This is a genomic window from Gammaproteobacteria bacterium, from assembly GCA_029882975.1.
In the GTDB taxonomy this organism is placed as follows: Bacteria; Pseudomonadota; Gammaproteobacteria; order SZUA-152; family SZUA-152; genus JAJDNG01.
This window is the reverse complement of record JAOUJW010000009.1, coordinates 20,024-41,450: the sequence shown is the minus strand read 5'-3', so window position 1 is coordinate 41,450 and position 21,427 is coordinate 20,024. Positions and strand designations below refer to the sequence as shown.

20 protein-coding genes are annotated in these 21,427 nt (G+C 48.4%); 14 read left to right on the top strand and 6 right to left on the bottom strand.

The genetic code is table 11. The features are described from left to right. Positions 1–157: 157 nt before the first annotated feature. The 5 genes from OEY58_08625 to traF all read left to right on the top strand — a co-directional run bounded on the left by OEY58_08625 (position 158) and on the right by traF (position 4,723). Entirely contained in the window at positions 158–883 is a 726-nt protein-coding gene (locus tag OEY58_08625; protein MDH5325510.1) for a TIGR00730 family Rossman fold protein, read from the top strand. A 378-nt stretch (positions 884–1,261) separates the two neighbouring features. After that, positions 1,262–1,588: a c-type cytochrome gene (locus tag OEY58_08620; protein MDH5325509.1), complete on the top strand. Its 327-nt coding sequence runs from the start codon at positions 1,262–1,264 to the stop codon at positions 1,586–1,588. Positions 1,589–1,861: 273 nt separating this feature from the next. After that, on the top strand, positions 1,862–2,734 hold the full coding sequence (locus tag OEY58_08615; protein MDH5325508.1) for a fructosamine kinase family protein: 873 nt from the start codon (positions 1,862–1,864) through the stop codon (positions 2,732–2,734). A gap of 38 nt (positions 2,735–2,772) precedes the next feature. Continuing rightward, entirely contained in the window at positions 2,773–3,627 is an 855-nt protein-coding gene (gene serB / locus OEY58_08610) for a phosphoserine phosphatase SerB (GenBank protein MDH5325507.1), read from the top strand. A 31-nt stretch (positions 3,628–3,658) separates the two neighbouring features. After that, positions 3,659–4,723: a conjugal transfer protein TraF gene (traF, locus tag OEY58_08605; GenBank protein MDH5325506.1), complete on the top strand. Its 1,065-nt coding sequence runs from the start codon at positions 3,659–3,661 to the stop codon at positions 4,721–4,723. A gap of 90 nt (positions 4,724–4,813) precedes the next feature. Here traF and OEY58_08600 read toward each other — a convergent pair whose 3' ends face one another. After that, the gene (locus OEY58_08600) at positions 4,814–6,250 is read right to left on the bottom strand and encodes a conjugal transfer protein TraF (protein ID MDH5325505.1); all 1,437 of its coding nucleotides are present in this window, start codon (positions 6,248–6,250) and stop codon (positions 4,814–4,816) included. 253 nt (positions 6,251–6,503) lie between these two features. On the opposite strand from OEY58_08600, the gene OEY58_08595 reads away from it, so the two are divergent. The 3 genes from OEY58_08595 to OEY58_08585 all read left to right on the top strand — a co-directional run bounded on the left by OEY58_08595 (position 6,504) and on the right by OEY58_08585 (position 10,061). Then, positions 6,504–8,054 carry an HDOD domain-containing protein gene (locus OEY58_08595; protein MDH5325504.1) on the top strand — a complete coding sequence of 517 codons (1,551 nt, stop codon included), beginning with the start codon at positions 6,504–6,506 and terminating at the stop codon, positions 8,052–8,054. A 139-nt stretch (positions 8,055–8,193) separates the two neighbouring features. Continuing rightward, positions 8,194–8,745 (top strand): TRAP transporter small permease subunit, encoded by a 552-nt coding sequence (locus tag OEY58_08590; protein ID MDH5325503.1) that lies wholly within the window; start codon positions 8,194–8,196, stop codon positions 8,743–8,745. Next, entirely contained in the window at positions 8,745–10,061 is a 1,317-nt protein-coding gene (locus OEY58_08585) for a TRAP transporter large permease subunit (GenBank protein ID MDH5325502.1), read from the top strand. Before OEY58_08590 ends, OEY58_08585 begins: the two co-directional genes overlap by 1 nt. Before the next feature lie 16 nt (positions 10,062–10,077). Here the strand turns inward: OEY58_08585 and OEY58_08580 are convergent, their stop codons facing one another. From OEY58_08580 to OEY58_08560, 5 genes are all read right to left on the bottom strand, one after another. After that, positions 10,078–10,491 carry a phosphate-starvation-inducible PsiE family protein gene (locus OEY58_08580; protein ID MDH5325501.1) on the bottom strand — a complete coding sequence of 138 codons (414 nt, stop codon included), beginning with the start codon at positions 10,489–10,491 and terminating at the stop codon, positions 10,078–10,080. Between the two features lie 130 nt (positions 10,492–10,621). Beyond that, entirely contained in the window at positions 10,622–11,695 is a 1,074-nt protein-coding gene (locus OEY58_08575) for an ankyrin repeat domain-containing protein (protein ID MDH5325500.1), read from the bottom strand. A gap of 12 nt (positions 11,696–11,707) precedes the next feature. Beyond that, a complete protein-coding gene (locus OEY58_08570) occupies positions 11,708–13,033 on the bottom strand; it encodes a lipase family protein (protein ID MDH5325499.1) in 1,326 nt (441 codons plus the stop codon). A gap of 31 nt (positions 13,034–13,064) precedes the next feature. Further along, positions 13,065–13,874: a hypothetical protein gene (locus OEY58_08565; protein MDH5325498.1), complete on the bottom strand. Its 810-nt coding sequence runs from the start codon at positions 13,872–13,874 to the stop codon at positions 13,065–13,067. 442 nt (positions 13,875–14,316) lie between these two features. Further along, entirely contained in the window at positions 14,317–15,324 is a 1,008-nt protein-coding gene (locus OEY58_08560; GenBank protein MDH5325497.1) for an AraC family transcriptional regulator, read from the bottom strand. A gap of 142 nt (positions 15,325–15,466) precedes the next feature. On the opposite strand from OEY58_08560, the gene OEY58_08555 reads away from it, so the two are divergent. The 6 genes from OEY58_08555 to OEY58_08530 all read left to right on the top strand — a co-directional run bounded on the left by OEY58_08555 (position 15,467) and on the right by OEY58_08530 (position 21,244). Further along, the gene (locus tag OEY58_08555) at positions 15,467–15,937 is read left to right on the top strand and encodes a cupin domain-containing protein (GenBank protein MDH5325496.1); all 471 of its coding nucleotides are present in this window, start codon (positions 15,467–15,469) and stop codon (positions 15,935–15,937) included. A gap of 65 nt (positions 15,938–16,002) precedes the next feature. Continuing rightward, complete coding sequence (locus OEY58_08550) at positions 16,003–16,332, top strand: cupin domain-containing protein (GenBank protein MDH5325495.1); 330 nt, start codon at positions 16,003–16,005, stop codon at positions 16,330–16,332. Positions 16,333–16,476: 144 nt separating this feature from the next. Further along, positions 16,477–16,815, top strand: coding sequence for a metalloregulator ArsR/SmtB family transcription factor (locus OEY58_08545; GenBank protein ID MDH5325494.1), 339 nt, complete (start codon positions 16,477–16,479; stop codon positions 16,813–16,815). After that, on the top strand, positions 16,812–17,285 hold the full coding sequence (locus OEY58_08540) for an SRPBCC domain-containing protein (protein ID MDH5325493.1): 474 nt from the start codon (positions 16,812–16,814) through the stop codon (positions 17,283–17,285). The genes OEY58_08545 and OEY58_08540 overlap by 4 nt, the downstream gene beginning before the upstream one ends. Continuing rightward, on the top strand, positions 17,282–17,686 hold the full coding sequence (locus OEY58_08535; GenBank protein ID MDH5325492.1) for an MAPEG family protein: 405 nt from the start codon (positions 17,282–17,284) through the stop codon (positions 17,684–17,686). Before OEY58_08540 ends, OEY58_08535 begins: the two co-directional genes overlap by 4 nt. 405 nt (positions 17,687–18,091) lie before the next feature. Further along, positions 18,092–21,244 (top strand): S8 family serine peptidase, encoded by a 3,153-nt coding sequence (locus OEY58_08530; GenBank protein ID MDH5325491.1) that lies wholly within the window; start codon positions 18,092–18,094, stop codon positions 21,242–21,244. The last annotated feature ends 183 nt before the right edge of the window (positions 21,245–21,427 follow it).

Below are 21,427 nucleotides of genomic sequence, written 5' to 3'. Positions count from 1 at the left end.
TTTAGGAATAACATTTAGGAGTCTATGCTGTCCAATAAGGTCTTAACATTTGTTGTTCATGTTTAACTGTTAACCGCTTAAGCACACAAACGCTAATGTCGTAGTCAATGTTTGTTTATGATTGTAACTACTAATACAAAGGAACCAGAGGTCACCTATGTCGCACAATAACAAATCCGCGCACCCCGGCATGACGCCTGTTAACGATACCATGTTAACGCGGGAATCGTGGAAAATTTTTCAGATAATGGCGGAGTTTGTGGAAGGTTTTGAGCGTATGGCACGCGTGCGGCCATCGGTTAGTATTTTCGGGTCTGCTCGCACCGACAGGGATCATGAATATTACGCTTTAGCCGAAACCATCGCCAGGCGATTGTCCGACGCAGGATTCAGTGTGGTAAGTGGCGGTGGTCCGGGCATTATGGAGGCGGCAAATAAAGGCGCTTTTGCCGGTAAATCGCCCAGCATTGGGGTGAACATACAGCTGCCTAATGAACAGTCCGGTAACGGGTATCAGGATATTTCCATCAGTTTTCGTCACTTCTTTTCGCGAAAAGTGATGTTCGTAAAGTATGCTGCGGCCTACGTGGTGATGCCCGGTGGATTTGGCACCTTGGACGAGTTGGCGGAAATTTTAACTCTGGTGCAAACGGGCAAGACTCGGCGTATTCCAATTATTCTGGTGGGTAGCGGCTATTGGCAGGGATTGATTGAGTGGTTTAAGAGCAGCCTTCTTGCTGAAGGGATGATCGATGCCGAAGATCTGGACTTGTTCAAATTGTTGGATGAGCCGGATCAGGTAGTGCAGGCTATATTCAGTCATTATGAACACTGCGGTTTCGAGCCATCGGCCGAAGAGCAACAAATTATGTTGGATCTGTAAACAGACCATAAAGAACATTATTATATAGTCAATTAATGATTCAATTGGTTGCTGCTCGTACAAAATGTTAACAAAGTAAACATATGAATTTGAATTATCGATTTTTTTAGTGACGGATCTTGGCCTTGGGCCACGTTATAGTGATGAATGTACGGGATGTGTGCATCAACCCTGATGATATTGTGCTTGACACACACTGGAGGGAATGGCATAAAAACCCCCCAGATCTGTCGAGGATCAGGAGCCTGTATTTGGCTCCGACAGGGTATTCTCCATTTTATGTAGTTAGAATCAGAAATGGCTCTGGTACAAAGCAATATCTGTGGGGAGGATGCGACACGTCGCATGGAAAATTTATCACTATACGAGGGGATATAAATGAAAGCAAAATGGTTAGCAATTCCCGCTGCAATGGCGGCTATTATGATTTCTGGACAAGCAAGTGCAGACCTGGATCTGGCTAAGAAAAGCGGTTGCCTGGCTTGTCACAGCGTTGAAAAGAAAGTAGTGGGTCCTGCATGGAAAGACGTTTCTGCCAAATACAAAGGCAACGCTGACGCTAAAGCTACGCTGGTCGATAAAGTGAAAAAAGGTGGTAAAGGTAACTGGACTGAAATTACCAAGGGCGCACCAATGCCTCCTTACTCTCCACGAGTTTCTGATGCCAACATTGAAAAACTGGTTGATTTCGTACTTGCTTTGTAGTCGATCCGTCTGATCAAAAAAGCCAGCTTAATGCTGGCTTTTTTTATGCCCTGTTATTTATTTATGCACATGATGTGATATCAGGGGATAAGCCGCCAAGGTTTACTGTTGGCGCAAAGGAAAGTCTGTATCTCACTGTTTTTTATAAATAAATGTTTGTTTGCAGCATTATGTTCCAAGTTGCTAAGGATAACAGTACAACTAAATCACTACGTACATTGACTTTATTAACAGACTTATCCACAGATTCATGTGGATAAGCTGGGATTGAATATGGATCTTTTACTAAAACACATCAGTGAAGTATTAGGGCGGGAGTTCACCCCGTCGCGACAGCAGGGAGTCAGTGGCGGATGTATCAATAATGCATTGATGTTGGCTGATGCTGAGACTCAGTTGTTTGTGAAAACCAATGGGCCGGGTACCCTGTCCATGTTTGAAGCAGAGATGGATGGGCTGAACGAAATCGCTCAAAGTGGCACCATTCGCGTTCCTGAGCCTCTGTGTTGCGGTGTGGGTGATGGGCAGGCTTATTTAGTGATGGAATATGTGCCTCTGACCAAGGGTTCCACTAATAGTGAACAGTTGGCAACCGATCTGGCGGCAATGCACCAGATTCATCAGTCCCAATTTGGGTGGTTTCGAGACAATACTATTGGTGCCACACCCCAAATTAACGCATACGAAAATCGCTGGGTGGATTTTTGGCGGGACAAGCGTTTGGCGTTTCAATTGCAGCTGGCGGCTAAAAAGGGTTACAGCGGCGCTTTGCAGTCCAAGGGCGAGCGGCTGCTGGATCAGTTGGCGGGGTTTTTCAGTACTTATACACCTCAGGCTTCTTTGTTGCACGGCGATTTGTGGTCAGGTAATTATGCATACGATTCCCAAGGTAATGCCCTGATTTTTGACCCCGCCGTCTATTATGGTGACCGGGAAACCGATTTGGCCATGACCGAGTTGTTTGGCGGATTTTCAGCAGATTTCTACCGCGTTTACAACGAAATTCTGCCTTTGGATAGTGGTTATAAAACTCGGAAAACATTGTACAATCTGTATCACATACTGAATCATTTAAATCTATTTGGCGGTGCCTATTTAGGGCAGGCGCAAAGAATGATTGAGCAATTGTTGAGCGAGTTAGCTTAACCGCACAGTAACAATAAAACCAACCGTCAGAGTTATTTATGTCCATAGTTGTTGTACATAACCAAGCGCTGGATCCGGCGCATAGTCCCAACCCTTCGGCTTTGCAATCTATTGAATCCGTTCTGGGTGTCGCCCTGGAAGATCGCGGTCTGTATTACCGGGCTCAGATTCCACAATCCCTGGACCAAACTGTATTGCAGAAATTCCGCTCCGAGCTCGGGGTGGATATCAACGATATCCCTGAAACACTGGATATACGTTTGCTCATCAGCGATATGGATTCCACCCTGATCAGCATAGAATGTGTTGATGAGATTGCCGATTTTGCCGGGAAAAAAGCCCAAGTGGCGGCCGTGACCGAGGCCGCCATGCGGGGAGAGCTGGACTTTAATGCTTCCTTACAACAGCGGGTGGCTGCCTTAAAAGACTTATCGGTGGACGTGCTGCAGCAAGTGTATGAGCGGCGGTTGCGCTTGAATCCCGGGGCGCGAGAGTTGGTGGCGGGAATGAAAGCCAACCGGGCGAAAGTGGCGCTGGTTTCCGGAGGATTTACGTTTTTTACTGCTCGCATTCGCGAAGAATTGGATCTGGATTATGTTTTGGCCAATGAATTGGATATTTCCGACGGTAAGCTCAGCGGTCAGGTCAGCGGGGAAATTGTCAACGCCGAGGTAAAAGCGCGGTTCTTAAAGCAAATTTGCATTGAGGAGCGGATATCCACCCAACAAGCCATTGCCGTGGGAGACGGTGCCAATGATTTGAAAATGATGCAGGAAGCCGCATTGGGCGTTGCTTATCATGCCAAGCCAACAGTGCAGCAACAGGCGAATGTTGTGTTAAATTATCACGGCTTAGACGCCATTCTGCATTTGATTCAGGCCTCGAAGTCATAGGGGCTCAAACGAGAACGACATGAGAGTTGTTATGCAAACAAAAAAAATGACAGTGGTGGGGGCGGTGTTAATGGGCTGGCTGGTTTTTGCAGGCAATACCCAGGCATTTTCCTTTTTGACCTTCGAAGCTCGGTCGGCGGCAATGGGAGGGGTGGGGGTTGCGACTGAAACCCGCAATGCTTCCTTTTACAATCCGGCTTTATTGGCCACCAATGATGAATCCTACGATTGGTACGCCATTGCGCCCGCTTACAGTGAATCTTATGCTGCGCCGGGGGGGCTGGATTCGAAAATTAAGGCCTATACAGCCAACACCACTCCCGCAAATCTACAGGCCATGTCCGGTTTAACCTTGCGAGAACGTGATAATACGGCCTTTGCTTTCGGTGTACCCAGCGTCATTGTGTCCGGTTCCGTCTTTTACAATTCTCTAAGCTATCACACCATTTCCACTGATGTGAGCGTGCCTGTTGTAAAACACCGCTCAGCAGACATGCGCGAGTTGGGGTTTAACTTGGGTGTTCCCCTGGACATTGAGTTTAGGGGGATCGGTAAGATCAAAGTGGGTGCCGGTCTGAAATTGTTACTGGTGGAGGGCTACGCCGATGATCAAGCGGCCTCTACCGCTACCGTTGACCATGTTCGCAGCAACGAATCGGTGCAGAGCTCCGGTTTGAACCTGGATTTTGGCATTGCCCGCGAGGTGGGGGTGTGGAAAACCGCTTTGGTGATTAAAAACCTGTTTTCTCGCGCGCACGATTTGGGGCTGGGGGATAGTATCAAGGTTGAGCCGCAGATTCGGGCCGGCTTCGCTTATCGCAGTCGACGTACTATTTACGAAGTGGATTTGGATTTAAGGCGCTCAGCGCATGTGGGTCACGATGGGGAGACACAGTATCTTTCCGCGGGTTTGGAGCATAAGCTGGTTAAAGGCCTGTCTGTACGTGCCGGATATCGGCAAAGTTTGGTCGGAGAAGTTTTACCCACCATTTCTTATGGTATTGGCATGGAAGTTTTTGGTTATATTGTCGATGTGGCCGGTATGGTGAACGAGGACGAGGAAAGCTTGTTTGCCCAGTTCAGTCTGCAGCTATGATGATCGGTATTTGTAGGTATTCAAAGCCTCTAGTGATGTGATGGAGCCGATACGGGTGGTCATCCACCCGTATCGGCGGACCAAATATTATTAGAATGTAAATTGCACCCCAAGATTAACCATCGCCGCACGGCTGGTTTCTTGATCATCAATGACAATTTTGTCCATGGCCATGCCTGCGTCCAAATTGATAAATAGCCAGGTCATACCCACATTGGCGTAGGTCAATTCGCTGCCGGCCAAGTTTTTACGTACTCCGGCGCGTAGTCCGGGAATGATAAAAGTATCACTGGCATAGGCGACACTGGCGGTGGCCCACTGATATTCCGCGCCAAAAGCATCCTCTATCGGGTTGGCATCAAAAGTGGCGCCCAACACCCAATTGCGGCTGTCACTGTAAATGGCCGCCTCAAATTTTAATTGGGATTCCATGGTATAGGTGGCACCTTTGGCTATCTCGGCGCTGATGCGGGGGTCGGTATAGGTGTATCCGCCCGTGTCAGTTGTGTTGTAGTCAAAGCTGGGTTCGTTAATATTGGTTAGAGTGGCGCCCAGACGCATATTACGCATGGCCCACAACAAGCCCACATCCACGCCAAACCCGGTGGTGCTGGTTGCATTGGTGGTGTCGGCGTTGTCAAAAGTGGTTTGGGAGCCGGCGGTATTCAGATCAAAAGCCTGCACATAGCGGTACAGCTCCGTTTGGTAGTACTTGCCGCGCAGCCCAAAAAACAGGCTGTTGTCGCCGCCACCCATCATAAGTGTGCTGTATCCCAGAGCGACTTCAGCGATGCCACCGGCTTTGATCACAATGCTGCTGTCATTGGCTGCCATGGCATAGCTATACTGACCAGTTGCGCCGGTATAATTTACCAAAAAGTCGCCGTTGATGTACTGATTGTCGGTAGTCGGCGAACCGCTGATAGCAGCAATGAAGTCCGCGAAAAGCTGGTTAGCCGTTGCCTCAGTAGGGTCGAAAGCAATGTCCTGCCCCAAAAAGTTCATTTGCGCCCCTGCGGTAAAATTGGCATCCAAAACCAAGCTGCCGCCCAGGCCTTTGGAGGTGATCACTAATGGCATTAGAGGTACGTGTCCGGATACAAAGGCTTTGGCATAACCTTGTTCTTCTACCAGACCCAGAAAATTATTCACGCGGTTGAATTCGGTGCTCATGGTACTTAATGCAGTGCCCACATCCGGTACCGGGCCCAGCAAATTGGCAAAATCTCCCTGAAACGACTGAGAAACAGCGTCAACTTCATTGTAGAGTTCGGCTACGTCACCAATTTCTGCACCAAAACCAATAGAGCTGATGAGCCCAAATCGAAACTGACCTTCACCGTCCTTTTCCAGAATGGCGGCACCGGCAGCAGGGTTGTTAATATCCGACATAATAGACTGGCCATTGCTACTATAACCGTATGTCAAATTGGAGCCACTGGGGTGATTAATAGGCCCCGCCCAGCCGGATCCGCTACCCAGTGCCAGAATTGCTGTCGTGATCAGTGTTTTTTTAAAAACTTTCATATTGGTCTCCGTGGTTTAGGCCAGAGCCTTAATAAAATCCTGTCGTTAACCCTCAATTGTGGGGTAAATCGGCGAAACGTTTGTAAAACTATTGTTAAATGCACAAAATTCACCTAGCGTATCTTATCAATCATCGGCGTGCTGCCGGGTCTTCTTTAGCAATTCTGTCTCATTATAGACGCTCAAGGTTTCTCCCTCTAATCCGCTAGTGTTTTTATTCCACGGAATTCCGACAGGGAGAGGACACGTCGCTATGGAGCAGCAAAGCTTAATAGACACCATCTTACGCCGCATGGATCAGCGGGGCGATTTACCCATTTTTAGTGCCAGTGTCAATAAGGTCCAGATGATCAGTTCCGACCCCGATTCGGATGCGGTGGCCTTGGCGATGGAAATGCTCAAGGATGTGGATTTGTCAGCAAAAGTGCTCAAGCTGGCTAACTCTCCTTTCTATAATCGCGGCGGCAACCGATTCTCCACTTTATCCCGAGCCATAGTGTTGTTGGGTTTTGATGCAATTAAAAGTTGTGTGCTAACGCTCAAAATCATTGACAGTTTTCAGGAACAAAACCCGGAGGTTGATTTAAGCGCGATGTTAGTGAGTTCATACATGGCTGCAGGTTTCGTTCGGGATCTGGCGACAGAGTGCGGCCAAAAGCAGGTGGAGCGCAGCTATATCTGTGGTTTGCTTTACAACCTTGGCGAAATCATCGTTGCATATTGTTTGCCGGAAGCTTATTTGGAAATGCAGGAACACAGTGAGCAGCTGTCGGCGTTACAATCGCAAAAAAAGGTTCTTGGTATGTCTTTGCTGGATGTGGGGCGCGCCGTGGTGGAGCGTTGGGAATTTCCGGAGAATGTGGTGAAAACCTTAGCACCGGTCAGCACCAGCGGTTGTGTGAAAAAAGACGAAGTGTTGTTTAACCGTACCATTGCGGGGTTGACCCACGAGTTGATGGCGATGATGTATTCGAAAACATCTGTTCCGAAGCGCGATTTTAGTAAAGTACTCAAATCCATTGCTAAAGCAGCCGGTATAAAGGAGGACGCTGCGCTGAGCAGTTTAAAGAGTTCCTTCAAAAACTCCTGTGATATGGCGGTGGAGTTTGGGTTGAGCAAATCATTGCTCATGCCCGGAACGCAGCCGGGGCAGGATGAAAGTTTTCAGGAAATATATCAGCAACTGAGTGATTTTACAGGCTCTAAGGCGATGCAAGTGACGCAGGATGACACTGAAGATGATGGCTACAACGCGGCACCCCGCGAGGTTTCTGTATCCGGTGCCGCTGCCTCACAAGTCAATCCGTCGTTGCTATTGGATGCTATTCAAAAGCTAACGACACTGATCGCGGCCAAAACACCCGTAAATACTGTATTTAAGGCGGTTCTGGATGCAGTACACACAGCGTTGGGCTACGACCGCGTAATGTTATGCTTGTTGAGCACCGATCACCGTTCATACACGGGACGTATGGTAGAGGGCAAGGGTGTGGATAAGCTCAAGAATGCGTTTAACCGTGTGAGTGTGGGGGATGATTTGTTTTCTCAGCGAATTCATGATGGTAGGGATGTATTGGTGATTGATGCGGAGGCACAGGCAGGCCGGTTGCCTAAGTTTCTGTTGGATTCCGGTGTGACGGGTTTCAGCTTGGCCGGTTTGGTGGTTAACGGCAAGCCCATTGGTGTTTTCTATGCCGATAAGGCTAAAAGCAGCAAACCGATTTCGCTGGAGGAACATCAAAGTTTTGTGCAGTTGGTAGCGCAAGCACACTTAGCTTTACAGCTGGCGCAGCGAGCGGCTTAAAACCCGACGATCTGCCGGCTTTTAAGCGCTCAGGCTCTACCGGGTGGCGTATTTTTGGCAGCGCAAATAGGGTAGAATAGCGCCGGTCGGGTAAGTAAACCAGCGGGGTTTGCAGCCTCCAAAAAATCATAATAACTGCATGAAAGCGCGCATTTCAAAATTCATAGAAGCCATCGAGAACATCAGCGAAATCAGCGGCCGTCTCATGTCCTGGACAGTGTTGTTGTTGGTGCTCATCGTCGTATATGACGTTTTTATGAGATTTTTCTTTAAAATAGGCTCTGTGACCTTGCAGGAGCTGGAGTGGCACTTATTTGCTTTGCTTTTCTTGATTGGTGCTGCCTATACCTTTAAGCACGAAGGGCATGTACGGGTGGATATATTCTACCGTGGCCGATTTTCGCCGCGTCATCAGGCCTGGGTGGACTTATTGGGGTTTCTATTCTTCCTGCTACCCTTCTGTGTCGTGGTCATCATTAGTTCCATGCCGTTTGTCAGTGCGGCATTCTATATCATGGAGGGCTCACCGGACCCGGGTGGCCTGCCCATGCGGTTCATACTCAAATCGGCCATTCCCTTGGGGTTCAGCTTGCTACTCTTGCAAGGATTTGCGCATTTTTTACGCCGTGTGTTGCAGCTGTTTTTTCCGGAAACCAACGTTGAATCCGACGGTTCCGGTGAGGTGAAATAGTGGAAGTATGGGCCTTGATCATGTTGTTGGTGGCGGTGGCCTTGCTCATGCTGGGCTATCCGGTAGCCTTTACCCTGGGTGCAGTATCGGTGTTGTTTGGTACCATATTCCTGGGCTTTGATTTTTTTGAGTTGTTGCCACTGCGTATTTGGGGCGTGATGGTTAACTTCACCCTGTTGGCCGTACCCCTGTTTGTCTTTATGGGCGTCATCCTGGAGAAGTCCGGTTTGGCAGAAGAGCTTTTGGAAACCATGGGGCAGCTGTTCGGTAAAATACCGGGCGGTATGGGGGTGTCCATAGTGCTGGTGGGGACCCTGCTGGCGGCCACTACAGGAGTGGTCGGCGCAACAGTTGTTACCATGACAGTGATTGCCCTGCCTGTCATGTTAAAGCACGGTTATCAAAAAGAATTGGCCACCGGCACGATCTCCGCTTCCGGTACTTTAGGACAAATCATTCCGCCGAGTATTATTCTTGTTTTGCTGGGGGATGTGATCGGGGTGCCCGTGGGGCATTTATTCATGGGGGCTGTCGTTCCCGGATTATTGTTGGTGGTTTTATTTATTGTATATATCCTGGTGTTGGCACGGATGAAACCGCACTTGGCACCGCCCCTTGTTTCCCGGGGGGAATCACTAGCCGCAGGGTTGGGGCGGCGAGTCGTGAAAAGCCTTTTGCCGCCACTGTTCCTGGTGTTTGCTGTTCTAGGGTCCATTTTCTTTGGTGTGGCTTCGCCGACGGAATCGGCAGCGGTGGGTGCGATGGGTGCTCTGTTGTTGGCTCTGTCTCACCGCAAATTGGATTGGAATAAGCTGCGCGAGTCCATGCTTAGCACCACACAAATGACCAGCATGGTGTTTATTATTTTATTGGGAGCGACAGCCTTTGGTTTGGTGTTCCGCGGTATGGGTGGGGATGACTTGGTCAAAGAAATTATGACCAACCTTCCCGGCGGTGCCTGGGGTTTTCTCCTGGTCAGCATGGTAATTATATTTGTGCTGGGGTTCTTTCTGGACTTTATCGAGATTTGTTTTATCGTGGTGCCCATTTTGGCGCCCATTGCGGCTTTTTTTGGGTTGGACCTTATGTGGTTTGCCGTATTAATCGCTTTGAATCTGCAGACTTCGTTTCTCACTCCGCCTTTTGGATTTTCTCTGTTTTATTTGAAAGCGGCTGCCCCGGACTCTGTAAGAATCCAACAAATCTATCGCGGCGTCATTCCATTTATCATTATTCAAGTGTTGGCATTACTTGTGGTCATGTTTTACCCTCAAGTCACATCCTGGTTACCGGATTTGATGGACAGTATGAAATAAATCGCGTGAATTGGTGCTAATCCGTGTCGCCGGGTTTTTGATCCAGTCGGTTATGTTTGGATTGAGATAAAACATAGCCGGACACCGCTAGAATCAGGATAGCGCCGGTTACACTGAGGGTTTTCAAGCCATCCATGTTCTTTATGTCCACAGCCAGCACTCGGGTCAGTGCTGTAATGGCGATGTAAATTAAGAAAACGACAGGCAGTTTCTTGGTTTTGAAATAAATGCCCAGCATAGCGCCAATTTCCAGGTATATAAACAACAACAGGATATCCTTGAGGTCGGCAGCGCCCTTGCTCATAATGGAAATATATTCGTGGGCTGCGGACCAGATGACCGTAAAACCAATGACAAATAAAGCAATTAGATGGAAACTGTCTACCAGTAAATTGCCAAAGTGTTCCAGTTTGTTTTTCAAATTATACATGCGAATAGACTTATAATCCGGATCGTCCGTAGATTATGCCTTGAACTTGGTGTGCGGTCACTATTTTGTTAACAGCAGGATTGCGGTAATCGCGAATCGGCAGATGGGACAATCTGCCGGGAAGAGAATGCTACTGCGCAGTTTTGAGCAAATCAATTAACTCGTGCCCCTGGGGTAACCAGGATTGGGCGATTTCCATCGGTGTTCCTTCCTTGCTTTGTGCCAACGGATCAGCGCCGTTGTCCAGCATCAATTGCGCCAGTTCAAGGTTTTGGCCCCGAATAGCATAGACCAAAGGCAGATTGTCCGGGAAAAGATGGGAGTTGTTTAAATCCGTTTTGGCTACAAGAAACCGTACCACTTCCTCGCAACCGTTATACAATGCCGGAACCAGTAAATCTGCCAACAACGGCTCATCCGGTTTTAAAATGTTTACAAAAATATCAAAATAAATCGGGTCGTCTATGACTTCCTGCATAATGGATTTGATGCCATAGGGCGTGGGCTTACATTTGCTGAGCAATAGCTGAAACATCTCAACGTTTTTCGCTCTTGCCGTGGCTTCCAATTGCGGCTCTCCGATCGCAAAGAGATCCAAGTTGTTTTTTACCGTTTCAAGGTCACCAAGCAAAATTGCTTGATTAAAATCGTCCTCGTTAGGCATTAGTTGGCGTACACAATTGGCCAAGGCGATAAAAGCATCATTATCTTTTAACATGGGCAGCCAGGCTTCAATGTCTTGTGCAGTTAACGCTTGCTCAAGGGATGTTAAGTGCCGGGGTAGTGCAGCTTGTAATGAATTAAGATAGTCGAGATCGGATTTTGCATAAAGAGCGCTGAAAACTGCCTGCATGGATTCCATGGTGGCGTAGGATTCCAATAGTGTTTTTTCGTAGCTTTCGCCATTTACACTGACAGGGCTGTTGGTGTGCGTGTCTCCTGTGACTTCGGTGTCCATAACCGGATTTTCCATATTCGCCGAACCTGGGTATGGAAGCGAGGGTTGTCCATAGTCAATTTCGCTAAGATGGCTAAAGTCCAGATCCGCCAGACTGGCCTCCAGTATTGCTTCTTGTTCGGCTGCGTCAACGGGCTCCTGCTCTACAGGGAGGTTGGCAGCAAAGCTCAACAGTTCCTGTTGAAACAGGAAATCACTCAGGTTGTTGGTGTTGACCAACAAATAGCAGTATTTTGTTAAATTCATATCCATACAAAGCTATATGACATTGAAGCTGGACAACGCCCAGGTGGTGCCGACCGATAGTGCGACAGGTTTAATGTTTCTTTGCACTTTTCCAATGGCTTCAATGCTGGTGGTTTTAACAACTTGAAACATTTTCTCCAATAACTCGCGAATTAACTCGGAGGTAAAGTTTTCTTTTCCTTTGATACGGATTCCGGTGGCCCAATAGGCTGTGTGTTCCAGTAGTTGCAATAGTTGTTTGCTGAACTGGCCAACCAGATGAAGTCCTCGTATCAATATTTCGGCTACGACATCAATCATGGACAATCCCAGCACGACTGCGGTACTCAACACGCGTAAGGCGCTACGAAACAGCCTGAACAGATAGGATAGTGTTTTAACACATGCATAGCGGACCCATCCGGTATTGTCGTCACGCAACAGCCAGCTGGCCAGGATATCGTCTTTGTGTTTAATTTCGGCTTTCTCCAGTCGTAAATCCGACCATTGCTTGCCGGCGGCGGACTGTATGTACAAATCCATATCGTGATTGGCAGCGGTTAAGAAGCTCCCGCTGCGTGATGGCAGAATCAGGTTGCTTCGATCGTCAAACCTGGGCTGTATGTGGATGAAGGGATAAGGGCCAATCAATGTGACCGGGTCGAGGTCGTGGCTGACTCGATGTATGTTTTCCACGCCTATTCTACGTTCAAAATTCAGATAAGTATTGCCTGCACCTACCCGTGGGCAGCCAAAGGTATACAGTTTTACTTTCTTACCACTCCCCGCGTAGCGGCCGGCGATTAAGGTCGCAATGGCTCCCCCTAAACTATGACCCACACAGTGAATCACATCGGCACTTTCGATTAAGGCTTTGTCCCGGTCTAAATTCGCCGCAATGCTTTCATAGGTTTTTAAGAAGCCGGTGTGTACCGGGCCGTAGTCGCCGTAATTGCGCATGGTTGCTCGCAAATCAGTCACTAAGTCCGGCATGGCGTTCATTTCCGGCCGGGTTCCACGGGTGGCTATGACTACATGCTTGCTTCCGTCGCCCTGGAAACTCAGCGTATATCCAAACCCCGAGGTTTGGGTTAACAAAACCCCGGTGGTTGCGGAATGAACATTGGCAATTTGTGCTGAACCCAGGCCACCACCCTTTAGGGAGCTGTTAACGTGAGTTCGCCCGGACCCCGGTTGAGGGCTGCCGACACTGGCATTACCTAAAACCCGGTTTTGTATGTTCTTCATGGATTCGGTATTTGCCCGAGGCGTAAAGTGAATCCAGCTGTCCAGAGTAAAGTAGACGTTGGTCGCAATCTGTGCCGCTTCAAGTGGTGTAAGCGTATTTCCTTTTGGCATGATAATTCTCTCGCTGATTTAGTGGTTTTGCCTATTTTTTTAGTAGCTTCGTAATGTTCAGATGGCTTATGCTGGACGGCGGTGTCTTTCCAAGGAGTTCCAGGTAAAGTTCATTGCCGGACAGACTTAAGCGTTGAATGGTTCCCAGGTCTATGCCTAGCTGTAAAAATTCTATGCCTTGTGGATAATAGGGAGACACCAGGACGAGGTGACTGGAATAATTTCTGTAGGACTCTGCCGCTAATCGGACTCGGTTTGATTCGTGTTGTACCAACACGGTATCAGCAGACAGGTGATGGGTTCGTACATAAACGCCATCGATCACGGATATTGGTGCAATGTCTTCAGGGGAAATAGGATGAAATTCACGGGATGTGGAATTGTATAAATAGCTAACATAAGACGGGTTGGTTTTCCAGATTTCGAAAACAAACAAAATTTGGGTTTCGGTTAAAACCATGGCGTCCACTATTCGAAACCGCCGCCAGTGCTCGGAGCGTAGACCTGAAAGAGGTTCAATTTTCTCGGGCGTATAATCGTTAATGGTGTATTCTTTCTGCGATGTGGATTGTAACTGTGATTCCGTCGCGGACCATTGTTTTACGATGCGTTCCTTCGAGTAGTTAACCAGCAAAAAAGGCTCTTTTCCTTTGGGCCGAACCGCATACGCGCTGGTCCACTTTTCGGACTCGTAATCTGTGTTTTCCAAGCGCAACACGGCAGTTTGGAAATCTGCCGTGTTACGAAGATCGTTTTTCCCGGGAAACTGGGAAGCCGGTTCCAACATGGATCCAACGTCCGGATGAATCGTCATTGGTTCGGTTTTATTTTCTTTTTTCATATGGGCTAATTTTTCTGAGTGGAAGGTCCCCATATATACGTTTATAAAAATGACAATAGGCACAATCGATATCACAGTAAGCAGAGCCCATCCTATTGATCCCGTAGAAAAGGGGAATATATGTGAGACACTGATTGCTACGCCAAAAAGGCCGCCAACAGCAAGAATGAATGTAAATACGAGAATCATGCCCATAGTTTTTCTACTCTACCAACGTAAATTAAAGGGAGCAATTCTGGGGCAAACCCTGAACTGGCGTGCGCACCCAGAAATAATCTTTGATTTATTTAATGATTTCATTATGTTAACAAAAATACCGAACTGCTTATAGGCGCACTTTCGCTCTCCTTTTCGAGTAAATGGTAATATTCACACAAATAAACCTCGGTGGTTTGAGCTCATGGTGCGGCGAAAAGAATTCCCCGGCTGGCAGGGTGTTGAGTTATATTGTGCTGTTCAAGCGCCGGTACTCCAGCGGAGTTTTTCCTGTCCAGCGTTTAAAAGCGCGAGTAAAAGCACTTTGTTCAGAGAACCCCAGCAGAAAACCGATTTCTGTGAGCGAAAGCTCACAAGCTTGGAGTTTATTCTTGGCCAGATCTGCGCGGACTTCATCTAAAAGATCCGCATAAGCAATACCGTTTTCGTCCAGGCGTCGTTGCAGGGTGCGCGGGCTCATATGCAATTTTTTAGCGATGGTGTCACGCAGCGCCTCGCCACCGTGAAGTTCACGCACGATTTCCCGGCGCACCCGCCCTACAAAGTCTTCCGGTATCGGCCGTTGTGCCAGTAGTAGACGCGCGTGTTCGTCCAGTACGCGCATGAGATGTTCGTCGCTGTAGGGTAAGGGTAGCTTCCAATGCTCCTTGGAAAGAACAAGTTCGCCGGCAGGGCAATCGTATTCTATGGGTGAGCGGAAAAAGCTTAGATGTTGCTGCTGGTCTGCAGGTTTTGGGAAGGGAAATCGAATCAGTGCAGGTGCCCAATCTGTGTGGCTAACTTCACGGGCTCTTTTAACGTAGACGCTAAATACAAATTCGTAGGAGTGAGGTGGAATAACGCCTGCATGAGACAGCATTCGATAGGTAACCTGATGGTCGTCTTTTGCAATTTCCCAGGCGATCCACGTGTTTAGCAATGGCATGTAGCGGCAAAAACTCTCAAGGCACTGACCCAGTGTGGCCGCATTGGCGCTGAGATAATCCAGGCATTTAAAGTCGCCCATTTCCACATGTTGTGCGGCACGCATGCCCAAGAACGGGTCCCCGGATAGGCGGAATGCGTTTTGCCAAAAATCGCGCATTTGCACAAACGTCACTTCACCGTCAGGGTGTAGTGCGGTTTGTCGTTCGATTGCCGCCAGTTGCAACAGCTCGTCTGTATCCACGCCGGCCGACTCGCAGGCTTTGAGTACCATGCGTACGGTGGCAGTAGTATTTCGGTGTTCTACCATCCAATTTCTCTACGTTTTCGCATTTTGTCTCTCGCGGTCAAAAGCGTGGCCCCTATGGTCAATTTCTTATCCCTCGATATCGCTATTCTATTTTCCATGGTCAGGTAGTAACTGTAAATACAAACATATAGAGGGTATCAAAATGAAAAATGTCTTCGGAATCACATGTTTATTGGTTGCAAGCACCACGGTTGCCTATTCCCAGGAAATTGGCGTTGCCCGTTTCGCCGAAGGACAAGTGCAGCATACTGTCTACGCGAAACAAATTCAGTGGAAACCGTGTCCGCCCAATGTCCCCAAAAACTGCGAAATGATCGTGCTGTCGGGGCATCCGCAAAAACCCGATATGTTCACCGTACGTTTTCGTGCTACGGGGGATTTCTATATGCCGCCACACACTCACCCGAAAGACGAGCGTGTCACCTTGCTGGAGGGCGAAGCGGCTGTGGCGTTTGGAGAAAAGGCTACCCGGCAAGATGCCAAAGAGTTTGGTCCCGGTGACTATTACATCAACAAACGCGGCAGTGTTCATAAAGTATGGATGGTTAAAGGGGCGGTGATGCAAATAACCGGCATTGGTCCCTGGGAAATTCACTTTGTGGATAAGCATTAATCAGAGAGTCACTAAATAGAGGCTAAAGCAAAACCAGCAAATCTGAAACGTATTGGAGACAGAAAATGAAATTCGATAACTTGCTTATTGCTCCACTTGTTGGAGTCCAAAATACAGAAGTCGTGGTAAGCCATGTGAGTATTCCGCCTTACACCCGTTTGCCTATGCATTGGCACCCGGGTGAAGAGTTTGCATACGTACTGGATGGTTCCTTAATCTTACATCAAGAAGGCGAGGATGATGTGAGTTTCACCAAAGGTGACGTTGGTGTAGTTCCGTTTAAAAAGGTTCATACCATAGAAACTCAGAATGAAAGTGCCACCTTACTGGTATTTCGAGTGCATGCACAAGGTCAGCCGGAACGGGTGCTGGTCGAGGCGCAAAAGACGGCTTGATGTGCCGCGGGGTTGTGGAAACCGGGCCGGTCCTGCACCGGCCTTTGTTTGGATTATGGATTTTCACTTGCTGCGTTTTCTTGTTGTTATTTCGCAAATCAGAGAGTTTGACTGAAACGGCCGGCGCTGATAAAGTATAGCCATATGGCTATACATGCTTCAAAAAGTCTGGATCGTATATTTCACGCTTTAGGTGATGAGTCACGGCGTAAGGTTTTGGCAACAATCAGTCATCGAGGCCAATGTTCTGCGGGTGAGTTAGTGGACTTGTTCAGTTCGTCGCAACCCACCGTCTCAAAACATTTAAAGGTCATGGAAAACGCCGGGCTGCTGGTAAGGGAAGTACATGGCAGGCAGCACTTTTTCAGTATAAACGCTGCCCCTCTTAAAGAGGCTGACGCGTGGTTGCAACGCCACCTCGCTTTTTGGGAAAGTAGTTTACAGAAACTGGAGAAATATTTGGACAATGAAACAGGTGCATGATGAATACTGACGCGGGGCCCTTAGTAATACGTCGAGTCTATCACCACAATATACACCGGGTGTTTAACGCGTTTTCAACGGCCGACGCCGTTAAACAATGGTTCGCTCCGGATGATAGTATCCGCACTCACGTGACCCAATACGATTTTTGTGAGGGTGGTGCTTATCGCATGGAATTCACCCTGTCTGAGGGGATTGTCACCTCATTGCTTGGCTCTTTCCAAACAATAACAGAGCCGACACATCTGGTTTTTTCGTTCTGTTGGGAAAAACCGGACCCGCACGCTGATATTGAAACGGTAGTGAGCATAGATTTTGTAAGCAATGGCGAAACCACGGAAATTATTGTTTCTCAGATTAAATTAAAAGATTCCGGTATGCGCTCCCGTCACGCTGAAGGATGGCTGGGAACATTACACAGACTGGAAAAATATTTGGAAATGACTGAATACAAAGGAGAACCAAATTGAATAGCTTAACGGTGACATCGACAGTGGCGTCCTTTCTGGCAATTATTATGCTGCCCTTAACCATGCAGGTTACCTTGCGACGAATCGAACTGGGTAAGGCTATGGGTGACATTGGTGGTGTGGCTTTTGGCGATGGGAATGATGAGATTTTAAAGCGCCGCAGAGTGGCCTTTGGAAATTTTGTTGAATATGTGCCCATGTGCGTTGTTATGCTGGCATTAATGGAATATCACAATGCTTCGATTTCTCTTACGTGGGCGGTGGGTAGTTTGTTGATAGCAGGTCGGTGTATTCATGCATTGAGTGTTTTGTATACCAGCAATCCCGCGCCAAAGGCCATAGGTATGTTTATGACCTATGCTGCGTTTGTAGTACCTGCGATATGGTTATTGTTTGCGTAACTGTCGCTGCTTATACGCGTTGCTCATTATTCAAGCCCCTGGAGTTCTTTGTCCGTCTTGCATGAATCTCTTGTATGAATTCGGTACTGACAATTCGGCAGTAGGGTGCTGCAAACATTACGATGCACAATAATACTATCTGTGTGTGGTATATCTCCTACAGTTTATAATCGAATACGACGAATGTTGTACGATTAATAAACTCAATTTCATGCCAAACCGGCGAAATAATGCATTGTTGCTAAGGCAGTAGTTCCTGCAGTATATTCGTCCTTCAGGCTTCATCAGCAACTGATTAAAAATGATACTCCTCGGTTTTTGAGTATGTCCCTTATGACTGAAAGGCGGTCACAGAGTTATGAATTGCAATCCACTACTAATAAGAAGTAAACAAGGAGGTGTAAATTGGCAAGAACCAAAATCAACGGCGTCGCTATCGCCACTCTGGTCACATGTAGTCTTTTTCTATCGGTGTCTACATTCACTCACGCAAAACATCCCGACGAAAACAAATTACATCCAAAGCTGAAAAAAGCGCTGGAGAACAAAAGCGAATCATGGGTTTATTTCGTTCAAATGGACTTGGATCCAGCTGTTTTGTACGAAGGTCATCTCTCCGGGTTTAAAGCCACAAAACCCAAGCAGGGTAAGCGCTTTGATTCGAAAAATGAAGATGTTAAGAAATATCGCAAACATCTCAAATCCAAGCACGATGGTGCACTCCAGGGGGCCGGTGTTAGGGCTGATAAAAAAATTCACGACTTTAGTGTCGCCCTCAATGGATTCACTGCAAAACTGAGCAAAGATCAGGCAACCAAGTTGGCTAAGCAGCCGGGTGTGGTTAAAGTGCGCCCAGATATTATTCGTTACAAAACTTCCGAAAACAGATCCGTGTCTCTGGGATTCAGCGATGCCGCGGGTTCCTGGATAAGAGGGGCGACGGGTGAAGACGTGGTAGTGGGTATAATCGATACCGGGATATGGCCCGAACACCCCAGCTTTGCCGACGACGGCAGTTACGGTCCGTCTCCGGTTGGAGTGCTGGATGAAACACGTCCCAGTTGTCATTTTGGTAACGCTGCACACAATGAAAAAGACGCGGTGTTTCAGTGCAACAATAAGCTGTTAGGTGCCCGCCAAATGTTAGATACCTACCGAGAATTTGTCGGTATCGAAGCCTCTGAATTTGATTCTGCCCGTGACGATGACGGTCACGGTACCCATACCGGTTCAACCGCCGCCGGTAATGCCGGAGTTGCAGCCAGTATTTTTGGTATCCCCAGAGGTACGGTTTCCGGAGTTGCTCCACGGGCTCGTATTATTGCTTATAAAGGTTTGGGTTTATTTGGTGGTTTTGGTTCGGATCTGGCGGCAGCCATCGATCAAGCGGTGGCAGATGGCGTCGACGTTATTAACTACTCTGTGGGAGGTGGGCCCAGCTTGGAAGGTCCGGATGACATCGCCTTTCTGTTTGCCGCAGACGCGGGTGTTTTTGTGGCCACCTCTGCCGGTAACGACGGTCCAGACCCGGGTACCATTGGCGGCCCGGCATCCGTACCCTGGTTGACCAGCGTAGGAGCCAGCTCCGGTGATCAGGCATTTATCAGTGAGATATCCCTTAGCGGCCCGGGAAAAGCGCCTGAAAAACTGTGGGGTGGCTCTGTAACCAATGGTATTGAAAACTACAACCTGGTAGATGCTGACACCGTAGGGGACGGTAGCAACGGTGAATGTTTGTTGCCTTTTCCTCCCGGAACGTTCAAGGCGAATGACGCCGTTTTATGTAACCGGTATGATTTTGGTGTGGCCCGAACCCGCCGTGCAAGCAACGTGGCCGAAGGTGGCGCAGGTGCTGTGTTGTTGCACAACGTGTCGGCCGCCCACCCCAATATGACGCCTACGGATAACCATCCCTTACCCACAGTGCATATGCTTAAAGACGTGGGGCAGCCCCTAAAAGATTACTTGATGTCTCATACAGGCCAAGTGCAAATCAGTTTTACGCAAGGTGAAACGCGCAACGCTCGCGAAGATTCACGGGTAAAAACCTATATGGCCTCGTTCAGCTCTCAAGGCCCGGACTCTGTCGCTTTGGATATTATTAAGCCCGATGTGACTGCGCCGGGTATCAATATATTGGCTGGCGCCAGCCCGGTGCACAATGGCTCGGCAGCGCAGGGGGAGTCGTTCCAGGCGATTATGGGAACGTCCATGTCCAGCCCCTACGTGGCGGGACTTTTTGCATTGATCAAGCAGGCGCGTCCGGACTGGAGTCCTGCCGTAGCCAAGTCAGCCCTGATGACGACCGCGCATCAAAAGGTGGTTAAGCGTGACTACACCACTGCGGCGGATCCCTTCGATTTTGGTGCCGGACATGTGAATACCAGCGCTAAAGCCAATAAGGATTCTATGTTTGAGCCGGGCTTGGCCTACGACGCCGGTTTGTACGACTATCTGGGATTTATGTGCGATGCCAGTCCCTCTGTCTTCTCGGACCCGGCGGGGACTTGTGGTTTGTTTGCGGCTTTAGGTATTCAGACCGAAGCGTATAACCTTAACTTGCCTTCCATCGGTGTTGCCGAATTGGCCGGAAAGCAGGTTGTCATGCGCACGGTGACCAGTGTGGCCAATGAGTCAGGTTGTAGAACCTATGAAGTGGATGTGGATGAGCCGCCGGGATTTGATATTACCGTCACCCCGAAAAAATTCACGTTACAACAAGGCGAGGCTGTCACTTATCAGGTCATCATTTCCAACAAGAACGCACCCATTGGCGAATGGCGTTTTGGGTCATTAACCTGGGAAGATCATGAATTGGACGAAGATGATGCAAATGCCCCTCAATGTAATCCCGCGGTGGCCGGCAATAGAAACCGGCGTGAAAGCTACCGTCACTATGAAGTTCGCAGTCCCATTGCGGTGCGGGCCACTTTATTCAGCTCGCCGAGCCAGGTTGACCTAAGTGGTGTCGACGGCTCTGGAGATTTTACGGTTCGCTTTGGTTATACCGGCAATTATCTTGCTGCAGCCCATGGCTTAGAACCGGCAGTAGTTACCTCTGATAATGTTCTACAAGATCCGGATCAAGATTTTGACCCGACTGACGGTTTTAGTAATGAACATCAGTTTGACGTCTCCAATGCCGCCTTGCTGAGAATAGCCATGCCACCGGATTCCGTCGCTTCACCCGATACGGATTTGGATATTTTTGTCTTTGACCCGAACGGTAATTTTGTAGCCGCGAGCTTCAAAGCCGGTACCGACGAGCTTATCGACATAAAACAGCCCATAAACGGTACCTGGACCGTTTATGTCCACGGTTGGCAAACCATTGGCGGTTCCTCCGACTACCAAATGTACAGTTGGCTAATTCCCGCCACTCCCGGCGGTAATTTGGTTATCAATTCCGCACCCAATGCCGCCATGCTTGGTGAGGATGCGGCGTTGGTATTTAGTTGGACCAACGCCGCTGCGGGGCAATGGCATCTGGGGGCCTTATCTCACAGCGGTAATAATGGCGTGATGGGGTATACCTTGGTGAATGTAGATAATAGATAGAATTAGCGGTACCAAAGCCTAGCCACTCTTGAGTGACTAGGCTTTATTTTTATTGGTTTTTCTCACTTGTAGCTGCTGTGGCGAACAGGTGCGCTCGATATGTTTGACGCAGATCATCACTGTAGAACAGATCCTCTATTATTATTTTACTAGAAAGGGAAATGTTTCTTAGTGGATTCCTTT